14 protein-coding genes are annotated in these 16,802 nt (G+C 69.7%); 2 read left to right on the top strand and 12 right to left on the bottom strand.

What is annotated here, in order from left to right; all coding sequences use genetic code 11:
- Positions 1 to 748 precede the first annotated feature (748 nt).
- From ACZ6WN_RS29510 to ACZ6WN_RS29455, 12 genes are all read right to left on the bottom strand, one after another.
- On the bottom strand, positions 749 to 2,011 hold the full coding sequence (locus ACZ6WN_RS29510) for an HNH endonuclease signature motif containing protein (protein WP_465869851.1): 1,263 nt from the start codon (positions 2,009 to 2,011) through the stop codon (positions 749 to 751).
- Between the two features lie 591 nt (positions 2,012 to 2,602).
- Complete coding sequence (gene thrS, locus ACZ6WN_RS29505) at positions 2,603 to 3,865, bottom strand: threonine--tRNA ligase (RefSeq protein WP_465869850.1); 1,263 nt, start codon at positions 3,863 to 3,865, stop codon at positions 2,603 to 2,605.
- A gap of 200 nt (positions 3,866 to 4,065) precedes the next feature.
- Positions 4,066 to 4,833, bottom strand: a complete 768-nt coding sequence (locus ACZ6WN_RS29500; RefSeq protein WP_465869848.1) for a pseudouridine synthase — start codon at positions 4,831 to 4,833, stop codon at positions 4,066 to 4,068.
- Positions 4,830 to 5,495 (bottom strand): SMC-Scp complex subunit ScpB, encoded by a 666-nt coding sequence (gene scpB, locus ACZ6WN_RS29495; protein ID WP_465869846.1) that lies wholly within the window; start codon positions 5,493 to 5,495, stop codon positions 4,830 to 4,832. Before scpB ends, ACZ6WN_RS29500 begins: the two co-directional genes overlap by 4 nt.
- Positions 5,488 to 6,372: a segregation and condensation protein A gene (locus ACZ6WN_RS29490; protein ID WP_465869845.1), complete on the bottom strand. Its 885-nt coding sequence runs from the start codon at positions 6,370 to 6,372 to the stop codon at positions 5,488 to 5,490. Before ACZ6WN_RS29490 ends, scpB begins: the two co-directional genes overlap by 8 nt.
- An 11-nt stretch (positions 6,373 to 6,383) precedes the next feature.
- Positions 6,384 to 6,755 (bottom strand): hypothetical protein, encoded by a 372-nt coding sequence (locus ACZ6WN_RS29485; protein ID WP_465869844.1) that lies wholly within the window; start codon positions 6,753 to 6,755, stop codon positions 6,384 to 6,386.
- Positions 6,737 to 7,729 (bottom strand): ParA family protein, encoded by a 993-nt coding sequence (locus tag ACZ6WN_RS29480; RefSeq protein ID WP_465869843.1) that lies wholly within the window; start codon positions 7,727 to 7,729, stop codon positions 6,737 to 6,739. Before ACZ6WN_RS29480 ends, ACZ6WN_RS29485 begins: the two co-directional genes overlap by 19 nt.
- Positions 7,730 to 7,987: 258 nt before the next feature.
- Positions 7,988 to 8,134: a hypothetical protein gene (locus tag ACZ6WN_RS29475; RefSeq protein WP_350839477.1), complete on the bottom strand. Its 147-nt coding sequence runs from the start codon at positions 8,132 to 8,134 to the stop codon at positions 7,988 to 7,990.
- A 30-nt stretch (positions 8,135 to 8,164) separates the two neighbouring features.
- Positions 8,165 to 10,771 carry a DEAD/DEAH box helicase gene (locus ACZ6WN_RS29470; protein WP_465869842.1) on the bottom strand — a complete coding sequence of 869 codons (2,607 nt, stop codon included), beginning with the start codon at positions 10,769 to 10,771 and terminating at the stop codon, positions 8,165 to 8,167.
- On the bottom strand, positions 10,768 to 11,664 hold the full coding sequence (gene xerD, locus ACZ6WN_RS29465; RefSeq protein WP_465869856.1) for a site-specific tyrosine recombinase XerD: 897 nt from the start codon (positions 11,662 to 11,664) through the stop codon (positions 10,768 to 10,770). The genes ACZ6WN_RS29470 and xerD overlap by 4 nt, the downstream gene beginning before the upstream one ends.
- A 163-nt stretch (positions 11,665 to 11,827) precedes the next feature.
- Entirely contained in the window at positions 11,828 to 12,943 is a 1,116-nt protein-coding gene (gene ald / locus ACZ6WN_RS29460) for an alanine dehydrogenase (RefSeq protein ID WP_465869841.1), read from the bottom strand.
- A 131-nt stretch (positions 12,944 to 13,074) separates the two neighbouring features.
- The gene (locus ACZ6WN_RS29455; RefSeq protein ID WP_465869840.1) at positions 13,075 to 13,716 is read right to left on the bottom strand and encodes an NUDIX domain-containing protein; all 642 of its coding nucleotides are present in this window, start codon (positions 13,714 to 13,716) and stop codon (positions 13,075 to 13,077) included.
- 52 nt (positions 13,717 to 13,768) lie between these two features.
- On the opposite strand from ACZ6WN_RS29455, the gene pepN reads away from it, so the two are divergent.
- Both pepN and ACZ6WN_RS29445 read left to right on the top strand, forming a co-directional pair.
- Positions 13,769 to 16,201 carry an aminopeptidase N gene (gene pepN, locus ACZ6WN_RS29450; protein WP_465869839.1) on the top strand — a complete coding sequence of 811 codons (2,433 nt, stop codon included), beginning with the start codon at positions 13,769 to 13,771 and terminating at the stop codon, positions 16,199 to 16,201.
- 70 nt (positions 16,202 to 16,271) lie between these two features.
- The gene (locus ACZ6WN_RS29445) at positions 16,272 to 16,745 is read left to right on the top strand and encodes an SRPBCC family protein (RefSeq protein ID WP_465869837.1); all 474 of its coding nucleotides are present in this window, start codon (positions 16,272 to 16,274) and stop codon (positions 16,743 to 16,745) included.
- The last annotated feature ends 57 nt before the right edge of the window (positions 16,746 to 16,802 follow it).

The following is a 16,802-nucleotide window of genomic DNA, read 5'->3' as shown; positions in this document are numbered from 1 at the left end:
GCGGCCGCCGGCTTCGCCGGCCGCTTCGCGGTCCTGGACACCGGGACCCGTCGAGAATTTTGGCTGGTTATCGGGTCGGCGGCGGGGTTTGGCGCAGAGTCCCTTGGGTTGGGCACGGGCTTGGGAATCGTGGGTCGAGGAGTCCTGGCGGCCGGGTGTGTGCGTGGTGCTTTTACAAGACGATGACAGCTTGTGAAGGCTTCACAAGCGCGGCCGTCGGTCAGGGGCGGCGACGACTTGGGCGTATCGGCGATGCGGTCTCCGTCGGCTGCTGACCTGGCCGGCCAAGCCGACTGGCCAGGTTTTCAGGCCGTGCTGATCTCAGACGCGTCGGCGAATGAACGAGGCAGGCGTCAGCTGATGACCAGAAGACGAGAGTTGGTGCTGGCCCTCAGGTTGTAAGCGCTCACGACGGCACGCTGAGCCCCGGCACAGCACAGCGAGCGTTGCGTGTCGGCCTCGGGGCGTGGTCGCTTGCGGCGAAACCAGTGCGGTGGGACCGGTGCGGTGGGAGCCCTGCGGTGGGAGCCCTGCGGTGGGAGCAGTGCGGGCGAGCCCGGTGGGGCCGGGCGGATCCAAGGGCCAGGTTCCCCACTGCCGGGGAGTCTCTCCCACCCGAAGATGGGGGTTCCCCACCCTCCGGAGCATGGGGAACCGACACCGGCGTGGGGAAACCTCCCCAGCAGCGGGACGCACGGCAGCAGTGGGGAACACGGATCGCCGCCTGACAGCCTGCTCGGGTGCTGATTCAGGTGCGTCGGGTGAACCGGATCCGACCGTCGGGGAGCCGCTCATAGGTGTAGTCGGCGGCGTGGATACGGTGATGATCACTCGGACACAACAACACCATGTTGGCCAGGTTGGTTTGGCCGCCTTCGGACCACGGTGTCAGGTGATGGGCTTCGGTCCAGGCGGCGGGGGCGTCGCAGTCTTCGGCTTGGCACCCTTGATCTCGTAACCGCAGTGCTCGGTGTTGGATCGGATGGGCCAGGCGGGCGGTGCGGCCCAGGTCGAGGATCTCGGAGTCGGTGCCCAACACCACTGGCACCAGGTCAGCGTTACAGGCCATCCGCCGGGCCTCGGCAGCGGTGATCTTCTCCCCGTCGAACCCGAGGGCGGCGGTGCCGAGCTCCTTGCGGAGGTCCTCCACGCTCATCGTGATGAACACCGTGGTCCCGTGACCGCCGTGGCGGGGCAGCAGGTCGACGTCGTAGGTCTCAATGACCCGGGCGAACGCCTGCCCCAGCAGCCGGTCATACGGTGCCTTGCGACCCTTGTTCTCGGCCGACAGCTTTCGCGGCTGGGCCAACGAGTCGAGGATGGTGCGCAGCCGCATCCCGACCGCGCGGGAGACCCGGGCGTGGAGATCGATGGTGCCATCACCGTTATCCCGGCTCGAGAAGAAGGTGCGCCGGGCGGCGTGCTCTTCTTCGCGCTGCAGGGCTTTGGCTTCGGCGGCTTCGAACCGGGCGGGGTCGATCTCGGCCAGGATGCGTCGGCCGGCGTTCTTGAGCTCGTTGGCGGTCATCCAGGCGGCATAGTCGACCAGCATCTTCTCGGCCGACACCAGGTGCTCACCGCTGGCGGCGGGGTCGGCCTCGACGGCGTCGAGCGCGCGGGTGATCACCCAGGCCTTGTCCTGGGACACCACACCCTCGGCCAGCCCGGCAGCCACCAGGTCGTACTTGGCGACCCCAGCAGCGAGTTTGATCTGCGAGCGGGCCACACCCTTGTCGACCAACAGCTCGGTCCGCAGCCACCCCGAGACATCCTTGGCACCGGTCTCCTCGGCGATATCGCCCGCAGCGGCGAGGACCCGCAGCTTCAGTGCGGCCTGTTGGGCCTGGAGCTTCTCCAACCGCTCCAGCAGGTCCTTCTTCTGGCTCGTGCGCCAGTAGGCAGGATCGGTGGCCAGCAACTCTTGGAGGGCGGTTTCGATGGCCCGCAAGGCAGCGTCGATCGCATCGCCGGGGTTGGTTCCCCAGTGGTCGATGTCGTGCCCGAGACTCATCGCGTGCTTCCTTCGAGGAGGTGTGTTGTGATGGGTCTGATTCTACGCCTGAACCGCTCTATTTACTATCTATTTTCCCTGTTCAGACCCAGTTTTCGCGGTGAGTGAACGGCCTCGTTCTTGTGGATGGTAAGTGGCCCGAAGGGCCACCCCTCCACCCCCACCAACACCACCTGTCCCGAGAGTGAATGCGCTGCGCCACACCCCGGCCGCCGCCCCGATAGCCAGCCAAATCTTTTCTCGATCTGGTCCGGAGTCCAGGACCGCGAAGCGGCCGGCGAAGCCGGCGCCCGCAGGCCGTCCTTGACGCCGGACCAGATCGAGAAGACCCTCAAAGAACGGGTCGGCGGCCCACACCAGCCCCGAAGAAACGTTCCGCGACAGGTGGTCTCGACAAGCTCGACCACCGACCATCACCGGTCCACGACACAGACCCCCCGAACGCCTCCGGCCAACCCGGCGCCCGCAGGCCGTCCTTGACGCCGGACCAGATCGAGAAGACCCTCAAAGAACGGGTCGGCGGCCCACACCAGCCCCGAAGAAGCGGTCACAAAACAGATCGTCTCGACAACCCCGACGACCGGATGGATCTCACCAAGAAACCCCAGCCGCCCGCGCAACGTACGCCGCCTTCATCAACCCCACCAGATCAGCGACACCGACGCGATGCTCGAGACCGGCCGAGACATCACGTACCTGGACCTGCCCTGCGTCCGCCTCGACAGACCCGATGACCGCGATGAGCGGCTCCCGACGGCGTCGAGACTCCCGGATCCGGGCGCCGAGAGAGCCGTTGGGATCCAGGCGCGGGCGGAGGCCTTCGGCCACGAGCGCGTCGGCGAGCGCGCGAGCGGCGGAGTCCTGGGACGGGGAGACCGGGAGGATGGCGAGCTGGGTGGGTGCCAGCCACAGCGGGAGTCGACCCTGGTAGCGCTCGAGCACCGCGGCGGTGACACGCTCCATGGAACCGACGGTGCCGCGATGGACCATCACGACCCGCTGCCGGGAGCCGTCTGCGGCGTCGTAGGTGAGGTCGAAGCGCTCGGGCTGGTTGAAGTCGACCTGGACGGTGGCGATGGTCTCCTCGTGGCCGCCGGGGTCGAGGACCTGCAGATCGAGCTTGGGCCCGTAGAACGCGGCCTCGCCCGAGGCCACCACGACCTCGACGCCGGCCCCGGCCGCGGCCTTCCTCAGCGCCTCCTCGGCACCGGCCCACTGCTCGACGGAGCCGAGGTAGGACGGCGAGGCGTCGCGCAGCGAGAGGCGTACGTAGTCGACCCGCAGCCCGAGGATCCGCTGGGCCTCGAGCGCCGAGCTCAGCGCTTTCGCCGCCTCGTCCGCCACCTGGTCGGGGCGGCAGAAAACGTGGGTGTCGTCCAGGTTGATCTGGCGCACGCGGCTCAGCCCCGAGAGCACCCCGGAGCGTTCGGCGCGGAACATCGGGGCGAGCTCGTGCAGCCGGATCGGGAGCTCGCGGTAGGAGTGCGGCCGGGCCTTGTAGACCAGCGCGTGATGGGGACAGTTGGCGGGACGGAGGACGAGCTCGTCGCCGCTCTCCCCCGCCGGACCGGACCCCACGGCCATCGGCGGGAACATGTCCTCGGCGAACTTCGCCCAGTGACCCGAACGCTCGAAGAGCGCGCGCTTCCCGAGCACCGGGGTCTTGACCGGTACGCACCCGTCGGCCCGGGCGAGGTCGGCGGCGAGCCGTTCGAGCTCGGCGAAGATGACAGCCCCGTCGGGCAGCCAGAGCGGTAGACCGGACCCGGCCAGCGGGTCGGTCGCGAAGACGGCGAGATCGCGGTTGAGCTCACGATGGTCGAGACGGGGCTCGGGAGAATCAGCGGGGTTCATCGGTAGGTGCTCCTTGGGTATCGGCCCGGAGCAGCCACCAGAGACGAGAACCGCCCCGGAGCACTGCTCCGGGGCGGTCTGCGAAAGTGGACAGCAGGTCAGCGCCGGAGTGGGTCCGGCGTCGTCGTGCTCATCGCGCGCTGCTGCATGGCACTCACCCTAGCGGGTCGGCGCGGCGTACGCACTCGGGTTTGCGAGCCTCACAGCTCGGTGGTGTCGAGGAGCTCGCCGAGCTCCTCGCGGGAGAGGTCGCGCATCTCGCCGGGCTTCATGGTGCCCAGCCGGACCGGGCCGATCCGGGTGCGGGTCAGCCGCGTGACCGGGTGACCGAGGTGGTCCAGGAGGCGGCGCACGATGCGGTTGCGGCCCTCGTGGATGACCAGCTCGATGATCGACTTGTCCTTGCGGGTCTCCATGATCCGGGCCTTGGTCACCGTCACCGGGCCGTCCTCGAGGGTGACGCCGGCGAGGAGCCGCTTGCGTACGTTCGGGAAGATCTCGCCGGTGACCTCGGCGACGTAGGTCTTGTCGACCTCGTAGCTGGGATGCGCCAGCCGGTGGGCGAAGTCGCCGTCGTTGGTGAGGATGATCAGGCCCTCGGTGTCGGTGTCGAGACGGCCGACGTGGAACAGCCGCTCCGGGCGGTCGGCGACCAGGTCGGAGAGGGTGCGGCGACCTTCGGGGTCGCTCATCGTCGAGACCACGCCACGCGGCTTGTTGAGGGCCAGGTAGACCTTGCCGGAGATCGGCGGGAGCCGCTTGCCGTTGACGCGTACGACGTCCTTGCCGGGGTCGACCTTGGTGCCGAGGCGGGTGACGACCTCGCCGTTGACCTCGACGGAGCCGTTGAGCATCAGGATCTCGCTGCCGCGCCGCGAGGCGATGCCGGCCAGGGCCAGCAGCTTCTGGAGCCGGATCAGGCCCTCGTCGTCCAGCGGAAGGTCAGCACGCTCAGGCAGGTCGCTCACGCCTGCGATTCTGCCGTATCCGTGGGGTCATCCCCAGTTGGCGCGCTCTCCTCGGGCTGCGCGGCGAGCGCCTCCGGGCTGACCTGCTCGGTCAGCTCCTCCTCCATGTCGGCGAGGTCGGGCAGGTAGGGCGCCAGCTCTGGCAGCTCACCGAGGTCGGTGATGCCGATCCGCTCCAGGAAGTAGCCGGTGGTGCGGTAGAGGTTGGCGCCGGTCTCGTGGTCCTGGCCGGCCTCCTCGACGAGGCCGCGGGTGAGCAGCGTACGCATCACGCCGTCGACGTTGACGCCACGGATCGCGGAGACCCGGGCACGCGAGACGGGCTGCTTGTAGGCGACCACCGCGAGCGTCTCCAGCGCCGCCTGGGTCAGCCGGGCCTGCTGCCCCTCGAGCACGAACCCGCCGACGACCTCGGCGTACGCCTCGCGGGTGTAGAACCGCCAGCCACCGGCGACGTTGCGCAGGTCGAAGCCACGACCCTGCTCGGTGTACTCGGTGGACAGGCCGGCCAGAGCCTCGACCACCGACGCGGTCGGGTGGCCGACGGCCGAGGCCAGCGCGGCCGCCTCGAGCGGCTCGTCGGCGACCATCAGCACGGCCTCGAGCGCCGGGCGCAGGTCGGCGAAATCGATCGCGAGCGTCTCCTCAGAGGCCTCAGTCATCGTCCTTCTCCCCCTCATCGGCGCCGCCCTCCGCGGGCGGCTGCCCCTCGAACTCGTCCTGGATCAGCTCGTCGACATCGAGCGCCTCGTCGCCGGTCCAGCGTACGGTCAGCTCGCCCAGCGCGGTGACCTGGTCGAAGGCGACCGCACCCTCGCGGAAGAGCTCCAGCAGCGAGAGGAACCGGGCCACGGTGGTCAGCGTGTCGGGCGAGTCGGAGCACAGGCTCCGGAAGGTGACCTGGCCCGAGGCGCGCAGCCGCTCGATGACCAGCGCCGCCTGCTCCTTGACCGACACCTTCGAGCCGTGGATGTGGGCCAGACCGATCTCGGGTGGCCCCGGCTTGGGCGCCATCGCGGCGGCGGCCAGCTGGGCGAACTGGTCCAGCCCGATCCCGATCAGCACCTCCGGCAGCAGGCCGGCGTAGCGCGGCTCGAGCTGGACCGAGCGCGGGTGGCGCTTGGACTCCTTCGCCAGCCGCTCACCGAAGACGGCCGCGACCTGCTTGAACGCCTTGTACTGCAGCAGCCGTGCGAAGAGGAGGTCACGCGCCTCGAGCAGCGCGAGATCCTCCTCGTCCTCGACGTCACCCTGCGGCAGCAGCCGGGCCGCCTTCAGGTCGAGCAGCGTGCTCGCGACCAGCAGGAAGTTGGAGGTCTGCTCGAGATCCCAGGTGCCCTCCTCCCCCGCCCCCTTCTTGACGAAGGCGATGAACTCGTCGGTCACCGTGGCCAGGGAGACCTCGGTGATGTCGAGCTTGTGCTTGGCGATCAGGCTGAGCAGCAGGTCGAAGGGACCCTCGAAGTTGTCGAGGCGCACCTCGAATCCTCCGGCGCCGCTCGGCTCCTGCTCCTCGACCCCGTCCGGGGCTGGTGTCATCTGCGCGGCCGTCACCGTGGATCGGCGAGCCGGTGCACGAGGGCGCTGTCGTCCCCGTACTCCTCCAGGTCGGCCAGCACGATCGCGAGCGCCTCGCGCACCAGCCGGCCGCGGTCGACCGCGATGCTGTGCTTGGCCCGCAGGCTGAGCCGGGCGTGCTCGAGGTCGAGCAGCTCCTCGGAGGTGATGTAGACCGTCATCTTCTCGTCATGACGTACGCGCCCGCTGGACCGCTTCTTCGCGGCCGGCGTCTCCTCGGCCGGCTCGGGCACGGCGTGCACCGGGCGGGCCTTCGCCTCGGCAGCCGCCGAGGGGGCAGCACCGTCGGACGTACGCCGGAAGAGGTCGTCGGCGGCGGGAACCCTCACTCGCCTCGTTGCCATCGGGCCAGCACCTCCTTGGCGAGCATCCGGTAGGAGTCGGCGCCGGTGGAGCTGGAGGCGTACTCGGTGATCGGCTCGCCGACCACGGTGGAGTCGGCGAACTTCACGGTGCGACGGATGACGCTGTGGAAGACGCGGTCGCCCCAGCCGTTGACGAGGGTCTCCATGACCTCGCGGCTGTGCATGGTGCGGCTGTCGTACATCGTGCCCAGTATTCCGTCGATCCTCAGACGCGGGTTGAGCCGCTCCTGAACCTTGTCGATGGTGTCCTTGAGCAGGGCGACGCCGCGCAGCGCGAAGTATTCGCACTCCAGCGGGACGACCACGGAGTCGGAGGCGGTGAGCGCGTTGACGGTCAGCAGGCCCAGGCTCGGCTGGCAGTCGATGAGGATCACGTCGTAGTTGGCGACGGCCGGAGCCAGGGCGCGGGCCAGGGTCTGCTCGCGGGCGACCTCCTGGACCAGCTGCACCTCGGCGGCGGAGAGGTCGATGTTGGCCGGCAGCAGGTCGACACCGTCGATGCCGGAGGGGACGACCACGTCCTCGAGCGTGATGTCACGCTCCATCAGCAGGTTGTAGACGGTCAGCTCGATCTCGTTGGGCTGGAGACCCAGCCCGACCGAGAGCGACCCCTGCGGGTCGAAGTCGACCATCAGGACCTTGCGTCCGTGCTCGGCCAGCGCCGCACCCAGGTTGATGGTCGTCGTGGTCTTGCCCACGCCACCCTTCTGGTTGACCATCGCCACCGTGCGCGCCGGGCCGCCGGTGGCAGGACCGGGCTCGGGGAGGTGGGGCCAGGGGCGGCCGGTCGGACCCATCTTGTTCTTGCCCGGGTCGAAGGAGCCCGCGTCGGGCTCAGGGGCGTTGGCTCGTAGCCGGGCCGAGGGCGGATAGGCCGGCGGCGGGGCCGCCGGAGTCTGCGGAGGCATCTGCGGCGCGGTCGCGCCACCTGCTCCGAAATAGCTGTCTTCCATTCCTCCACCCCCGGTTCAGTTGCCGCGGCCCTGGAACGATCACGGCGTGCGGGTCTATATGTCGACACGGCGACTGTAAGACCCAGATCTGCGCGACTGTAGGAGCCGCGCCGGGCGTGTCACAAGGCAAATCTGGGTGATTCTGCTACGCGACGCGAATCTGTTGATGACCTGTGCACTTGGCGCCGCGCGAGCCCCACAGGAGGGCTACTCGATGTGGAGAAATCTGTGGATGAATCTCCGCTCGATCTGCCGGTCTCAGTGCGACCGGCGGCGCTTCTGGAACTGGTCGTAGGCCTTGCCCGCGGCGTCCTTGATCTTCTTCTGGTTCTCGGGCTTGCGAGCCTCGTTGGCGATCTTGGCGATGGCCGCGACGACGACGGGGTTCTTCAGTAGCTTGCGCACGCCCCAACGCTAGCGGAGCCGGGCAACCCGTCACAGCCGACGCATCGCCACCGTCGCCAGGACCAGCTCTCCGGCCTCGTCGCTCGCGTCCAGATCGGCCACGGCCTCGATCACCCAGTCGTGGTCGCCGGCCGGGTCGTCGAGGGTCTGGGTGATCCGCCAGACCCGGGTCTCGTCGTACGCCTCGTCGTCCTCGTCCACCCCCGCCGGCGCGCCACGCTCGGCGGTCCAGGTGAGCAGCTTGGGCGAGCGCGAGTCCGCGGAGATGCCGACGTCGTCGTGCTCGGCGAAGTAGGCCTCCAGGGCGTCGTCCCAGCGGGACCTGGTCATCACGACCTCGCGCGCCGGGTCGAAGCGGTCGGCGGCCGCGCGCTCCAGACGCATCAGGGCGTCGAGATCGTCGCGCGAGACCGCGTCGACGCGGGCCCACATCGCGTTGCGGACCATGATCTCGAAGGCCCGTTGCTGCTGGGACAGGGACCTCGGGGGCGGCGGCGCCTCGTGATGGGCCACGGCCGAGGGGATGTGCTCGGGGTCGGAGAGCGCCTCCCACTCGTCCAGGAGGCTCGAGTCGGTCTGCCGGATCGTCTCCCCCAGCCACTCGATGAGGTCCTCGATCTCGGGACTCTTGTGACTCTCGGGAACCGTGTGCCGGAAGGTGCGGTAGGCGTCGGTCAGGTAGCGCAGCACCAAGCCCTCGGAGCGGGCGAGCTGGTAGCGGCGTACGACGTCGGTGAAGGTCATCCCCTGCTCGTACATCTCGCGCAGGATCGACTTGGGGTCGAGGGCGTCCTCGGGCAGCCACGGGTGGGTGCCGCGGTAGACCTCGAAGAGCGTCTCGAGCCGCTCGGCCATCGGCTTGGGCCAGGTGATCTCCTCGATGAGGGCCATCCGCTCGTCGTACTCGACGCCGTCGGCCTTCATGTTCTCGATCGCCTTGCCGCGGGCCTCGTGCTGCTGGGCGAAGAGGATCTGGCGCGGGGGCTCGAGCACGGACTCGATCACCGAGACGATCTCGAGGGTGTGCTCGGGCGACTCGGGGTCGAGCGTGTCGAGGGCGGCGAGGGCGAAGTGCGCCAGCGGCTGGTTGAGCGCGAAGTCGGCCGGGAGCGCCTCGGTGAGGACGTAGCGCCGTCCGTACGCATCGGGCTCGGCGAGCCTGGTCAGCACCCCGCTGTGGACCAGGGAGCGGGTCAGGCGCAATGCCCGGCGGGCGAGCTTGAGCTGGGTGCGCCGCTCCTCGTGGTTGTCCATGGTGATCCGGCGCATCACCTCGAAGGCGTCCTCGTCGCGCGCGACGACGTTGAGGATCATCGAGTTGTCGACCTTCATCCGGCTCTGCAGCGGCTCGGGGGCGCCGTCGACGAGCTTGGTGAAGGTCGCCTCGGTCCACACGACCGTGCCCTCGGGCGGCTTCTTGAGCTGAGCCTTGGAGTTCTTCTTGCCCGCCTTGCGGCGCTCCTCGGACTTCGCCTTCGCCTTCTCGTTCTCGATGATGTGCTCTGGTGCCTGGACGACGACGTAGCCCTGGGTGTCGAAGCCGGCCCGGCCTGCTCGTCCGGCGATCTGCAGGAACTCGCGGGTGCGGAGGATGCGCTGGCGGCGGCCGTCGAACTTGGCCAGGCCGGTGAAGAGCACCGTGCGGATCGGGACATTGATGCCGACGCCGAGGGTGTCGGTGCCGGCGATGACCTTGAGCAGCCCGGCCTGGGCGAGCTGCTCGACCAGGCGCCGGTAGCGGGGCAGCATGCCGGCGTGGTGGACCCCGATGCCCTTGCGCAGCAGCTTGGACAGGGTCTTGCCGAAGCCGGCGGCGAAGCGGACCGGCTCGAGCCGCTTGGCGATCTGGTCCTTCTCCTCGGTGGAGAGCTTCAACCAGCTCGCGTTGAGCAGCGAGGTGCCGTGGGTGACGGCGTCCTTCTGGGTGAAGTGGACGACGTAGACCGGCGCCTGTCCGGTGGTGACGAGCTCCTCGAGGGTCTCCTGGAGCGGTGTGAGGCGCCAGTCGAAGGCGAGCGGAACGGGTCGTTCCGCCTGGTCCACGAGGACGGTGTCGCGGCCGTTTCGCCTGGTCAGGTCCTTGGCGAGGGCACTGGTGTCACCGAGGGTCGCGCTCAGCAGCAGGAACTGGGCCTGCGGCAGCTCGAGCAGCGGCACCTGCCACGCCCAGCCACGGTCGGGCTCGCCGTAGTAGTGGAACTCGTCCATGATGACGAGCCCGACGTCGGCATGACTGCCTTCCCGGAGCGCGAGGTTGGCGAGCACCTCGGCGGTGCAGCAGATGATCGGGGCGTCGGCGTTGACCGACGCGTCGCCGGTGAGCATGCCGACGTTCTCGGCACCGAAGGTCTCGACCAGGTCGAAGAACTTCTCGCTGACCAGCGCCTTGATCGGTGCGGTGTAGAAGGAGACCTTGTCCTCGGCCAGCGCCGCTGCGTGCGCGCCCGCCGCGACCAGCGACTTCCCCGACCCGGTCGGGGTCGCCAGGATGACGTTGTCACCGGCCAGGATCGACATGATCGCCTCGTCCTGGTGGGGATAGAGGCTGCGGCCGCTCCCCTCGGCCCACTCCACGACCGCCTCGTAGACGTCGTCGGGACTCGCTCCGACCCTGGGGATCCAGCTGGTGTCGGTCACAGGGCCCTCGGGTGTGCGGTCGCAAAGACCTCTCGGAGATTGTCCACGGTGACAAGAGTGTAGATCTGCGTCGTGGTCACCGACGCATGGCCCAGCAGCTCCTGCACGACACGTACGTCGGCACCCCCGTCCAGCAGGTGGGTGGCGAAGGAGTGGCGCAGGGTGTGCGGCGAGACGTCCTTGCCGATCCCGGCACGCTCGGCGGCGCGGGTCAGGACGGTCCAGGCCGACTGGCGGGAGAGGCGGCCGCCGCGGGCGTTGAGGAAGAGCGCGCCGCCCGAGCGCACGGAGGCGAGATCGGGGCGAGCCCGGGTCAGGTAGGCCTCGACGGCTTCGATGGCGTAGGAGCCGACCGGGACGATCCGCTCCTTGCCGCCCTTGCCCCGCAGCAGGACGACGTGGTCGACCCGGTCGAGGTCGTCGACGTCGAGGCCGACCGCCTCGGAGATGCGGGCGCCGGTGCCGTAGAGCACCTCGAGGAGGGCCCGGTCGCGCAGCGCGAGCGGGGTCCCGGGCGCACCGGCCGCCTCCAGGATCGCCTCCACGTCGGCGAGCGGGAGCGCCTTCGGCAGCCGCTTCTCGGCCCGCGGCGGCTTCACGTGGCCGGCCGGGTTGGCCTCGACCAGCCCGTCGGCCACCGCGAACTTGTGGAACCCCCGCACCGCGACGACCGTGCGCGCCGCCGAGGTCGCGCTGAGCGCCGGATGCTCCTCGCTGCCCTCGCGCAGGTGGGCCAGGAACCCCGACACCGTCGCCTCGGAGACTCCGGCGAGAGTGTCCACGTCGTGCTGCGCCAGGAACTCGGCGTACCTCCTTAGGTCGCGCCGGTAGGAGGAGAGCGTGTTGGCCGCGAGCCCGCGTTCGACCGTGAGGTGGTCGAGATAGGTACGCATCGCGTGCTCCACCCCGGAAGCGGAGCTCGAGGCGATCGATTCCGCAGTCACGTCCCTATCCAACCAGCCGAGTCGGCTCATCCTGACCAAACACACCGCCGAGTCGGCTCGTCATGACGAGCCGACTCGGCGGGATCGTGCGTCAGGACGCGCTGAGCCGGGGTCAGGCCAGGACGGTGTCGAGCGCGATCGCGTCGATGCCGACGGCCTCGCCGACCGGGGCGTTGGTCAGCTCACCGGCGTGGGTGTTGAGGCCCTTGGCCAGCGCGGCGTCGTCGCGGAGCGCCTGCTTCCAGCCCTTGTTGGCCACGGCGACGGCGTAGGGCATCGTCGCGTTCGTGAGCGCGTAGGTGGAGGTGTTGGGCACCGCGCCGGGCATGTTGGCGACGCAGTAGAAGGTCGAGCCGTGGACCTGGTAGGTCGGGTCGTCGTGGGTGGTCGCGTGGGAGTCCTCGAAGCAGCCGCCCTGGTCGATGGCGATGTCGACGAGCACAGAGCCGGGCTTCATCCGGGAGACCAGCTCGTTGGTGACCAGCTTGGGCGCGGCCGCGCCGGGGATCAGCACGGCGCCGATCACCAGGTCGGCTTGGAGCACCTGCTCCTCGAGCGCCAGCTTGTTCGACGCGAGGCCGTGGACCTGGTTGGAGTAGCGCCAGAACGACATCCGCAGCTTCTCCAGGTCGGTGTCGAGCAGCGTGACGTCGGCACCCATCCCGAGCGCGATGTTGGCGGCGTTCTGCCCCGAGACGCCGGCACCGATGATGACGACCTTGGCGTTGGCGACACCGCCGACACCACCCATCAGCGTGCCGCGGCCGCCCTGGGCCTTGAGCAGGTTGTAGGCGCCGACCTGGGGCGCCAGGCAGCCGGCGACCTCCGACATCGGGTAGAGCAGCGGCAGCGCCCGGTTGGGCAGCTCGACGGTCTCGTACGCGATGGCGGTGACCTTCTTGGCCAGCAGCTCCTGCGTCAGCGGCTTGTCGGCGGCCAGGTGGAGGTAGGTGAACAGGGTCAGGCCCTCGCGCAGGCGGTGGTACTCCTCCGCGACCGGCTCCTTGACCTTGAGCACCAGGTCGGCGTTGCCCCAGGTCTCGTCGGCGTCGCCGAGGATCTTGGCGCCGACCGCGGCGTACTCGGCGTCCGAGATCGAGGAGCCGACACCGGCTCCGGCCTGCACGAAGACCTCGTGGCCGTTGGCCACCAGCTCGTGAACGCCCGAGGGGGTGATCGCCACCCGGTACTCGTGGTTCTTGACTTCCTTGGGTACGCCGATTCTCATGTCTCTCCCCTGAATGTGGTGGTCCGTGGGTTACGGGTCAGCCGGATGTTCGCCGCCTGATGCGGCATGTCTAACCCGGTGTGGCGCAAGTCACCAAAACCACGTCGTTCGGTCCTCGACCAGGCGCCTGGTCAGACTCTGCCACGGGATTTGAGGGCGGCGTACGCAAGCACGGCCTGGACGACCGGCGAGTCGGTCGCCCGGCCGCTCAGCACGGCGTCCAGGAGCTCCTCGAAGGGCACCCAGTGGATGCCCATCTCGGCCTCCTCGTGCTCCAGCTCGAAGCCGTCGCGGTCGCTCGCGGTCAGGCCGCGGGCCAGGAAGAAGTGGTGGATCTCCTCGGAGATCCCGGGCGAGGTGTAGGTCGAGAGCAGCGGCGTCCACTCGGACGCCTCGTGGGCGACCTCCTCACGCAGCTCGCGCACGGCGACGTCCAGCGGGTCCTCGCCGGGGTAGTCGATCAGGCCGGCGGGGAGCTCCACGAAGCGCCGCCTGGCGGGGTGGCGGTACTGGGTGATGACCAAGGCCCGCTCCTCCTCGTCCAGCGCCAGCACGACGGCGGCGCCCGGGTGCTCGAGCACCAGCCGCCGGAACGGCTCCTCGTCCTCGTGGCCGGGACGGTTGATCCGGTCCGCACGCAAGGCGACCACCCAGCCGTCACGGTGGAGGTCCTCGCTCGAGGCGACCGGCCAGCTCTCCGGGACGTCCCACTCGGTCAGCGGAGCAGGATCCGGCGGCCCGGCGGAGTCGGAAATTCGTGCGTCCGATGTCATGGCCCGAGGCTACCCTCGGCTCATGTCTGCGCGATGTACTGAGCCTGTCGAAGTGACCTCCCCCGCCGCCCCTGCCTCGCTCACCCAGGAGGAGGCGGCCGCTCGGGCCGCCACGATCACCGTCGAGCGCTACGACATCTCGCTCGACCTGACCGGGCTGCTGGAGGGCGAGACGCTCTCCAGCGTCTCCACGATCACCTTCTCCGCCACCCCTGGCTCGAGCACGTTCGTCGACTGTGTCGCCGCGGTCGGCGCGGCCACGCTCAACGGCACCGAGCTCGACCTCGCCACGATCAGCGCCGGTCGGATCCCGCTCGAGGACCTCGCCGAGACCAACACCCTGGTCGTGACCGCCTCCCAGTCCGAGACCGCCTCCTCCGAGGGCGTGCTGCGCACCGTCGACCCCTCCGACGGCAACGTCTACGTGTGGACCTCCTTCGAGCCCGACGACGCCCGCCGGCTGTGGGCCTGCTTCGACCAGCCCGACCTCAAGGCCGTGCACGCGTTCACCGTGACCGCGCCCGAGCAGTGGACGGTGCTGTCCAACTCCGCACCCGCGAACGTCTCGGCGGCCGCGGCCGGGGCGCGGACCTGGGTCTTCGAGGACACTCCCCCGCTCTCGACGTACGTCGTGGTGGTCAACGCGGGGCCGTTCGTCGAGGTCCGCGAGGAGCGCGGCGGCTACGACCTGGGGCTCTACGCCCGCCGGTCGCTGGCGAGCCAGCTCGAGCGGGACCGCGAGGAGATCCTCGACGTCACCGAGCACGGGCTGGCCTGGTTCGGCACCAAGTTCGGGATGCCGTTCCCGCAGCGTCGCTACGACCAGATCTTCGTCCCCGACATGGGCGGCGCGATGGAGAACTGGGGCGCGGTCACCCACAGCGACATGTTCCTCTACCGCACGGCACCGACCCACGCCGACCGCACCGAGCGCACCAACGTGATCCTGCACGAGATGGCGCACATGTGGTTCGGCGACCTGGTCACGATGCGCTGGTGGGACGACCTGTGGCTCAACGAGGCCTTCGCCTCGTGGGCCGCGGTGTGGGCCTCGGCCGCGCTCCCCGACTACGCCGACGTGTGGGCCTCGATCGCGCTGACCGAGAAGAAGGCGGGCTACGACATCGACGCGACGCCCGCCACCCACCCGATCCGCGGCGTGGTGCCCAGCGTCGACGTCGCGATGGCCAACTTCGACGCGATCACCTACATGAAGGGTCAGGCCGTGCTGCAGCAGCTGCACGCCTACATCGGCGAGGAGGCCTACCTCACCGGGCTGCGCTCCTACTTCGCCGAGCACGCCTACGGCAACACCGTCCTCGACGACCTGATGAGCGCCTTCGGCGCGGCCGCGGGCAAGGACCTCTCCGCGTGGACCACCGCGTGGCTCGACCACGCCGGCACCGACGTGATCACCCTGGCCGAGGGCAAGGTGTCGGTCAGCAGCGCCGACGGGACCGTACGCCCCCACCGGTTCGACATCGGCTCCTACGACGCCTCGGGCGCACTCCTGGCGACCACGCCGGTCACCGTGGCGGGCGAGCCCGTCGCGGTCTCCCTCCCCGATGCCGCCGCCCACCTGGTCAACGCGACCGACGTGACCTTCGCGGCGGTGCGCTCGGACCCGGCCAGCGAGGCCTGGCTCGGCCAGAACGCCGGCCTGCTGCCCGACGCGGTCGCCCGGGCGGTCGCGGTCAACAGCGCCTGGACCGCCCTGTTCCGCGGTGAGATCGCCGGCCCCGAGGTCGTCTCGCGCGTCCTCTCCGTCCTCGAGCGCGAGCGCAACCCGCAGGTCACCGGCGAGTTCCTGGCCATGGCCGTCACCGCTGCCGAGCTGTGGACGGCGCCCGAGCGGGTCGCCGAGCAGCGGGCGCTGGTCGCCGGAGCGGCCGCGACGCTCGCCGAGGACCCGGCCAACCGCGACACCGCGCTCCGCGTCCTGGCCTCGCACGCCTCCACGCCCGAGCAGCTCGCGCTGGCCGAGGAAGGGGCCGCGCAGGACGTACAGGTGGCCTGGCGGCTGCTCGGGCGCCGCGCCGAGACGGGCGACTACGACGCCGAGGCGGTCGCCGCCCTGGAGGCACGCGACCCGGATCCCGAGTCCTGGGTCAGCGCTCTGGGCGTACGCACCGCGCAGCCGCTCGCGGAGGCCAAGGAGGAGGCCTGGCAGGTGACCATGATCGAGCGCCGGCTGCCGCGCACCGACAGCGCCTACGCGCTCAGCTCGGCGTTCTGGCGGCCCGGCCAGGAGGAGGTCCTGGCGCCGTACGCCCAGCGCTATCTCGACGCGGTCGCCGCCATCAGGGGTGGTGGGCTGCTCGCCTACGGGCTCCAGCTCCGCTTCTACCCGGCACAGGCCGGTGAGGAGATCGCCGCCGCCGCACGCGCCGCCTGTGCGGGCGACACGCTGGTCCCCTTCGTCCGGCAGACGGTCATCCGGATGGCCGACGTGCACTCGCGTCAGGTCGCGGCTCGCGCCCTGTGAGTCGAGAAGGTATGGCCCGCGAGAGTGGCGGGTACCCACACGTCGTACGCAACCGAGAAGGAGTTACGACATGAGCACCATCGAGAAGAGCGTCCAGGTCGCAGTCCCGGTCAGCACCGCGTACGACCAGTGGACCCAGTTCGAGTCGTTCCCCCAGTTCATGGAGGGCGTCGAGTCGGTCCAGCAGCTCGATGACAAGCACCTGCACTGGAAGGCCGAGATCGGCGGTGTGACCCGCGAGTGGGACGCCGAGATCGTCGACCAGGTTCCCGATGACCGCATCACCTGGCGCGCCGTGGAGGGCGCCAAGAACAAGGGGACGGTGTCCTTCACCCCGGATCAGATGGCGAACACGACCAAGGTGACGCTCCGCCTGGAGTACGAGCCCGAGGGCGCCGTCGAGAAAACCGGTGACGTACTCAAGATCGTCGACATGCGCGCCAAGGGTGACCTCGAGCGCTTCAAGGACTTCATCGAGAACCGCGGCACCGCGACCGGTGCGTGGCGCGGTGAGGTGAAGCCGACCGGCGAGGTACGCCACTAGCAGCTAGCCCACAGACACGAGCCCCTGGTCCGGCGCATGCCGGCCCAGGGGCTCGTC

The sequence above is a fragment of the Nocardioides sp. NPDC054178 genome (genome assembly GCF_055585005.1).
This window is presented reverse-complemented; position numbering and strand designations above follow the sequence as displayed.

Coding starts and splice junctions, on each gene's coding strand:
- thrS (WP_465869850.1), bottom strand. CDS start 3,865: ATGAACCCCGCTGATTCTCCCGAGCCCCGTCTCGACCATCGTGAGCTC.
- ald (WP_465869841.1), bottom strand. CDS start 12,943: ATGAGAATCGGCGTACCCAAGGAAGTCAAGAACCACGAGTACCGGGTG.
- xerD (WP_465869856.1), bottom strand. CDS start 11,664: ATGCGTACCTATCTCGACCACCTCACGGTCGAACGCGGGCTCGCGGCC.
- ACZ6WN_RS29480 (WP_465869843.1), bottom strand. CDS start 7,729: ATGGAAGACAGCTATTTCGGAGCAGGTGGCGCGACCGCGCCGCAGATG.
- ACZ6WN_RS29490 (WP_465869845.1), bottom strand. CDS start 6,372: ATGACACCAGCCCCGGACGGGGTCGAGGAGCAGGAGCCGAGCGGCGCC.
- ACZ6WN_RS29485 (WP_465869844.1), bottom strand. CDS start 6,755: ATGGCAACGAGGCGAGTGAGGGTTCCCGCCGCCGACGACCTCTTCCGG.
- ACZ6WN_RS29510 (WP_465869851.1), bottom strand. CDS start 2,011: ATGAGTCTCGGGCACGACATCGACCACTGGGGAACCAACCCCGGCGAT.
- ACZ6WN_RS29445 (WP_465869837.1), top strand. CDS start 16,272: ATGAGCACCATCGAGAAGAGCGTCCAGGTCGCAGTCCCGGTCAGCACC.
- scpB (WP_465869846.1), bottom strand. CDS start 5,495: ATGACTGAGGCCTCTGAGGAGACGCTCGCGATCGATTTCGCCGACCTG.
- ACZ6WN_RS29455 (WP_465869840.1), bottom strand. CDS start 13,716: ATGACATCGGACGCACGAATTTCCGACTCCGCCGGGCCGCCGGATCCT.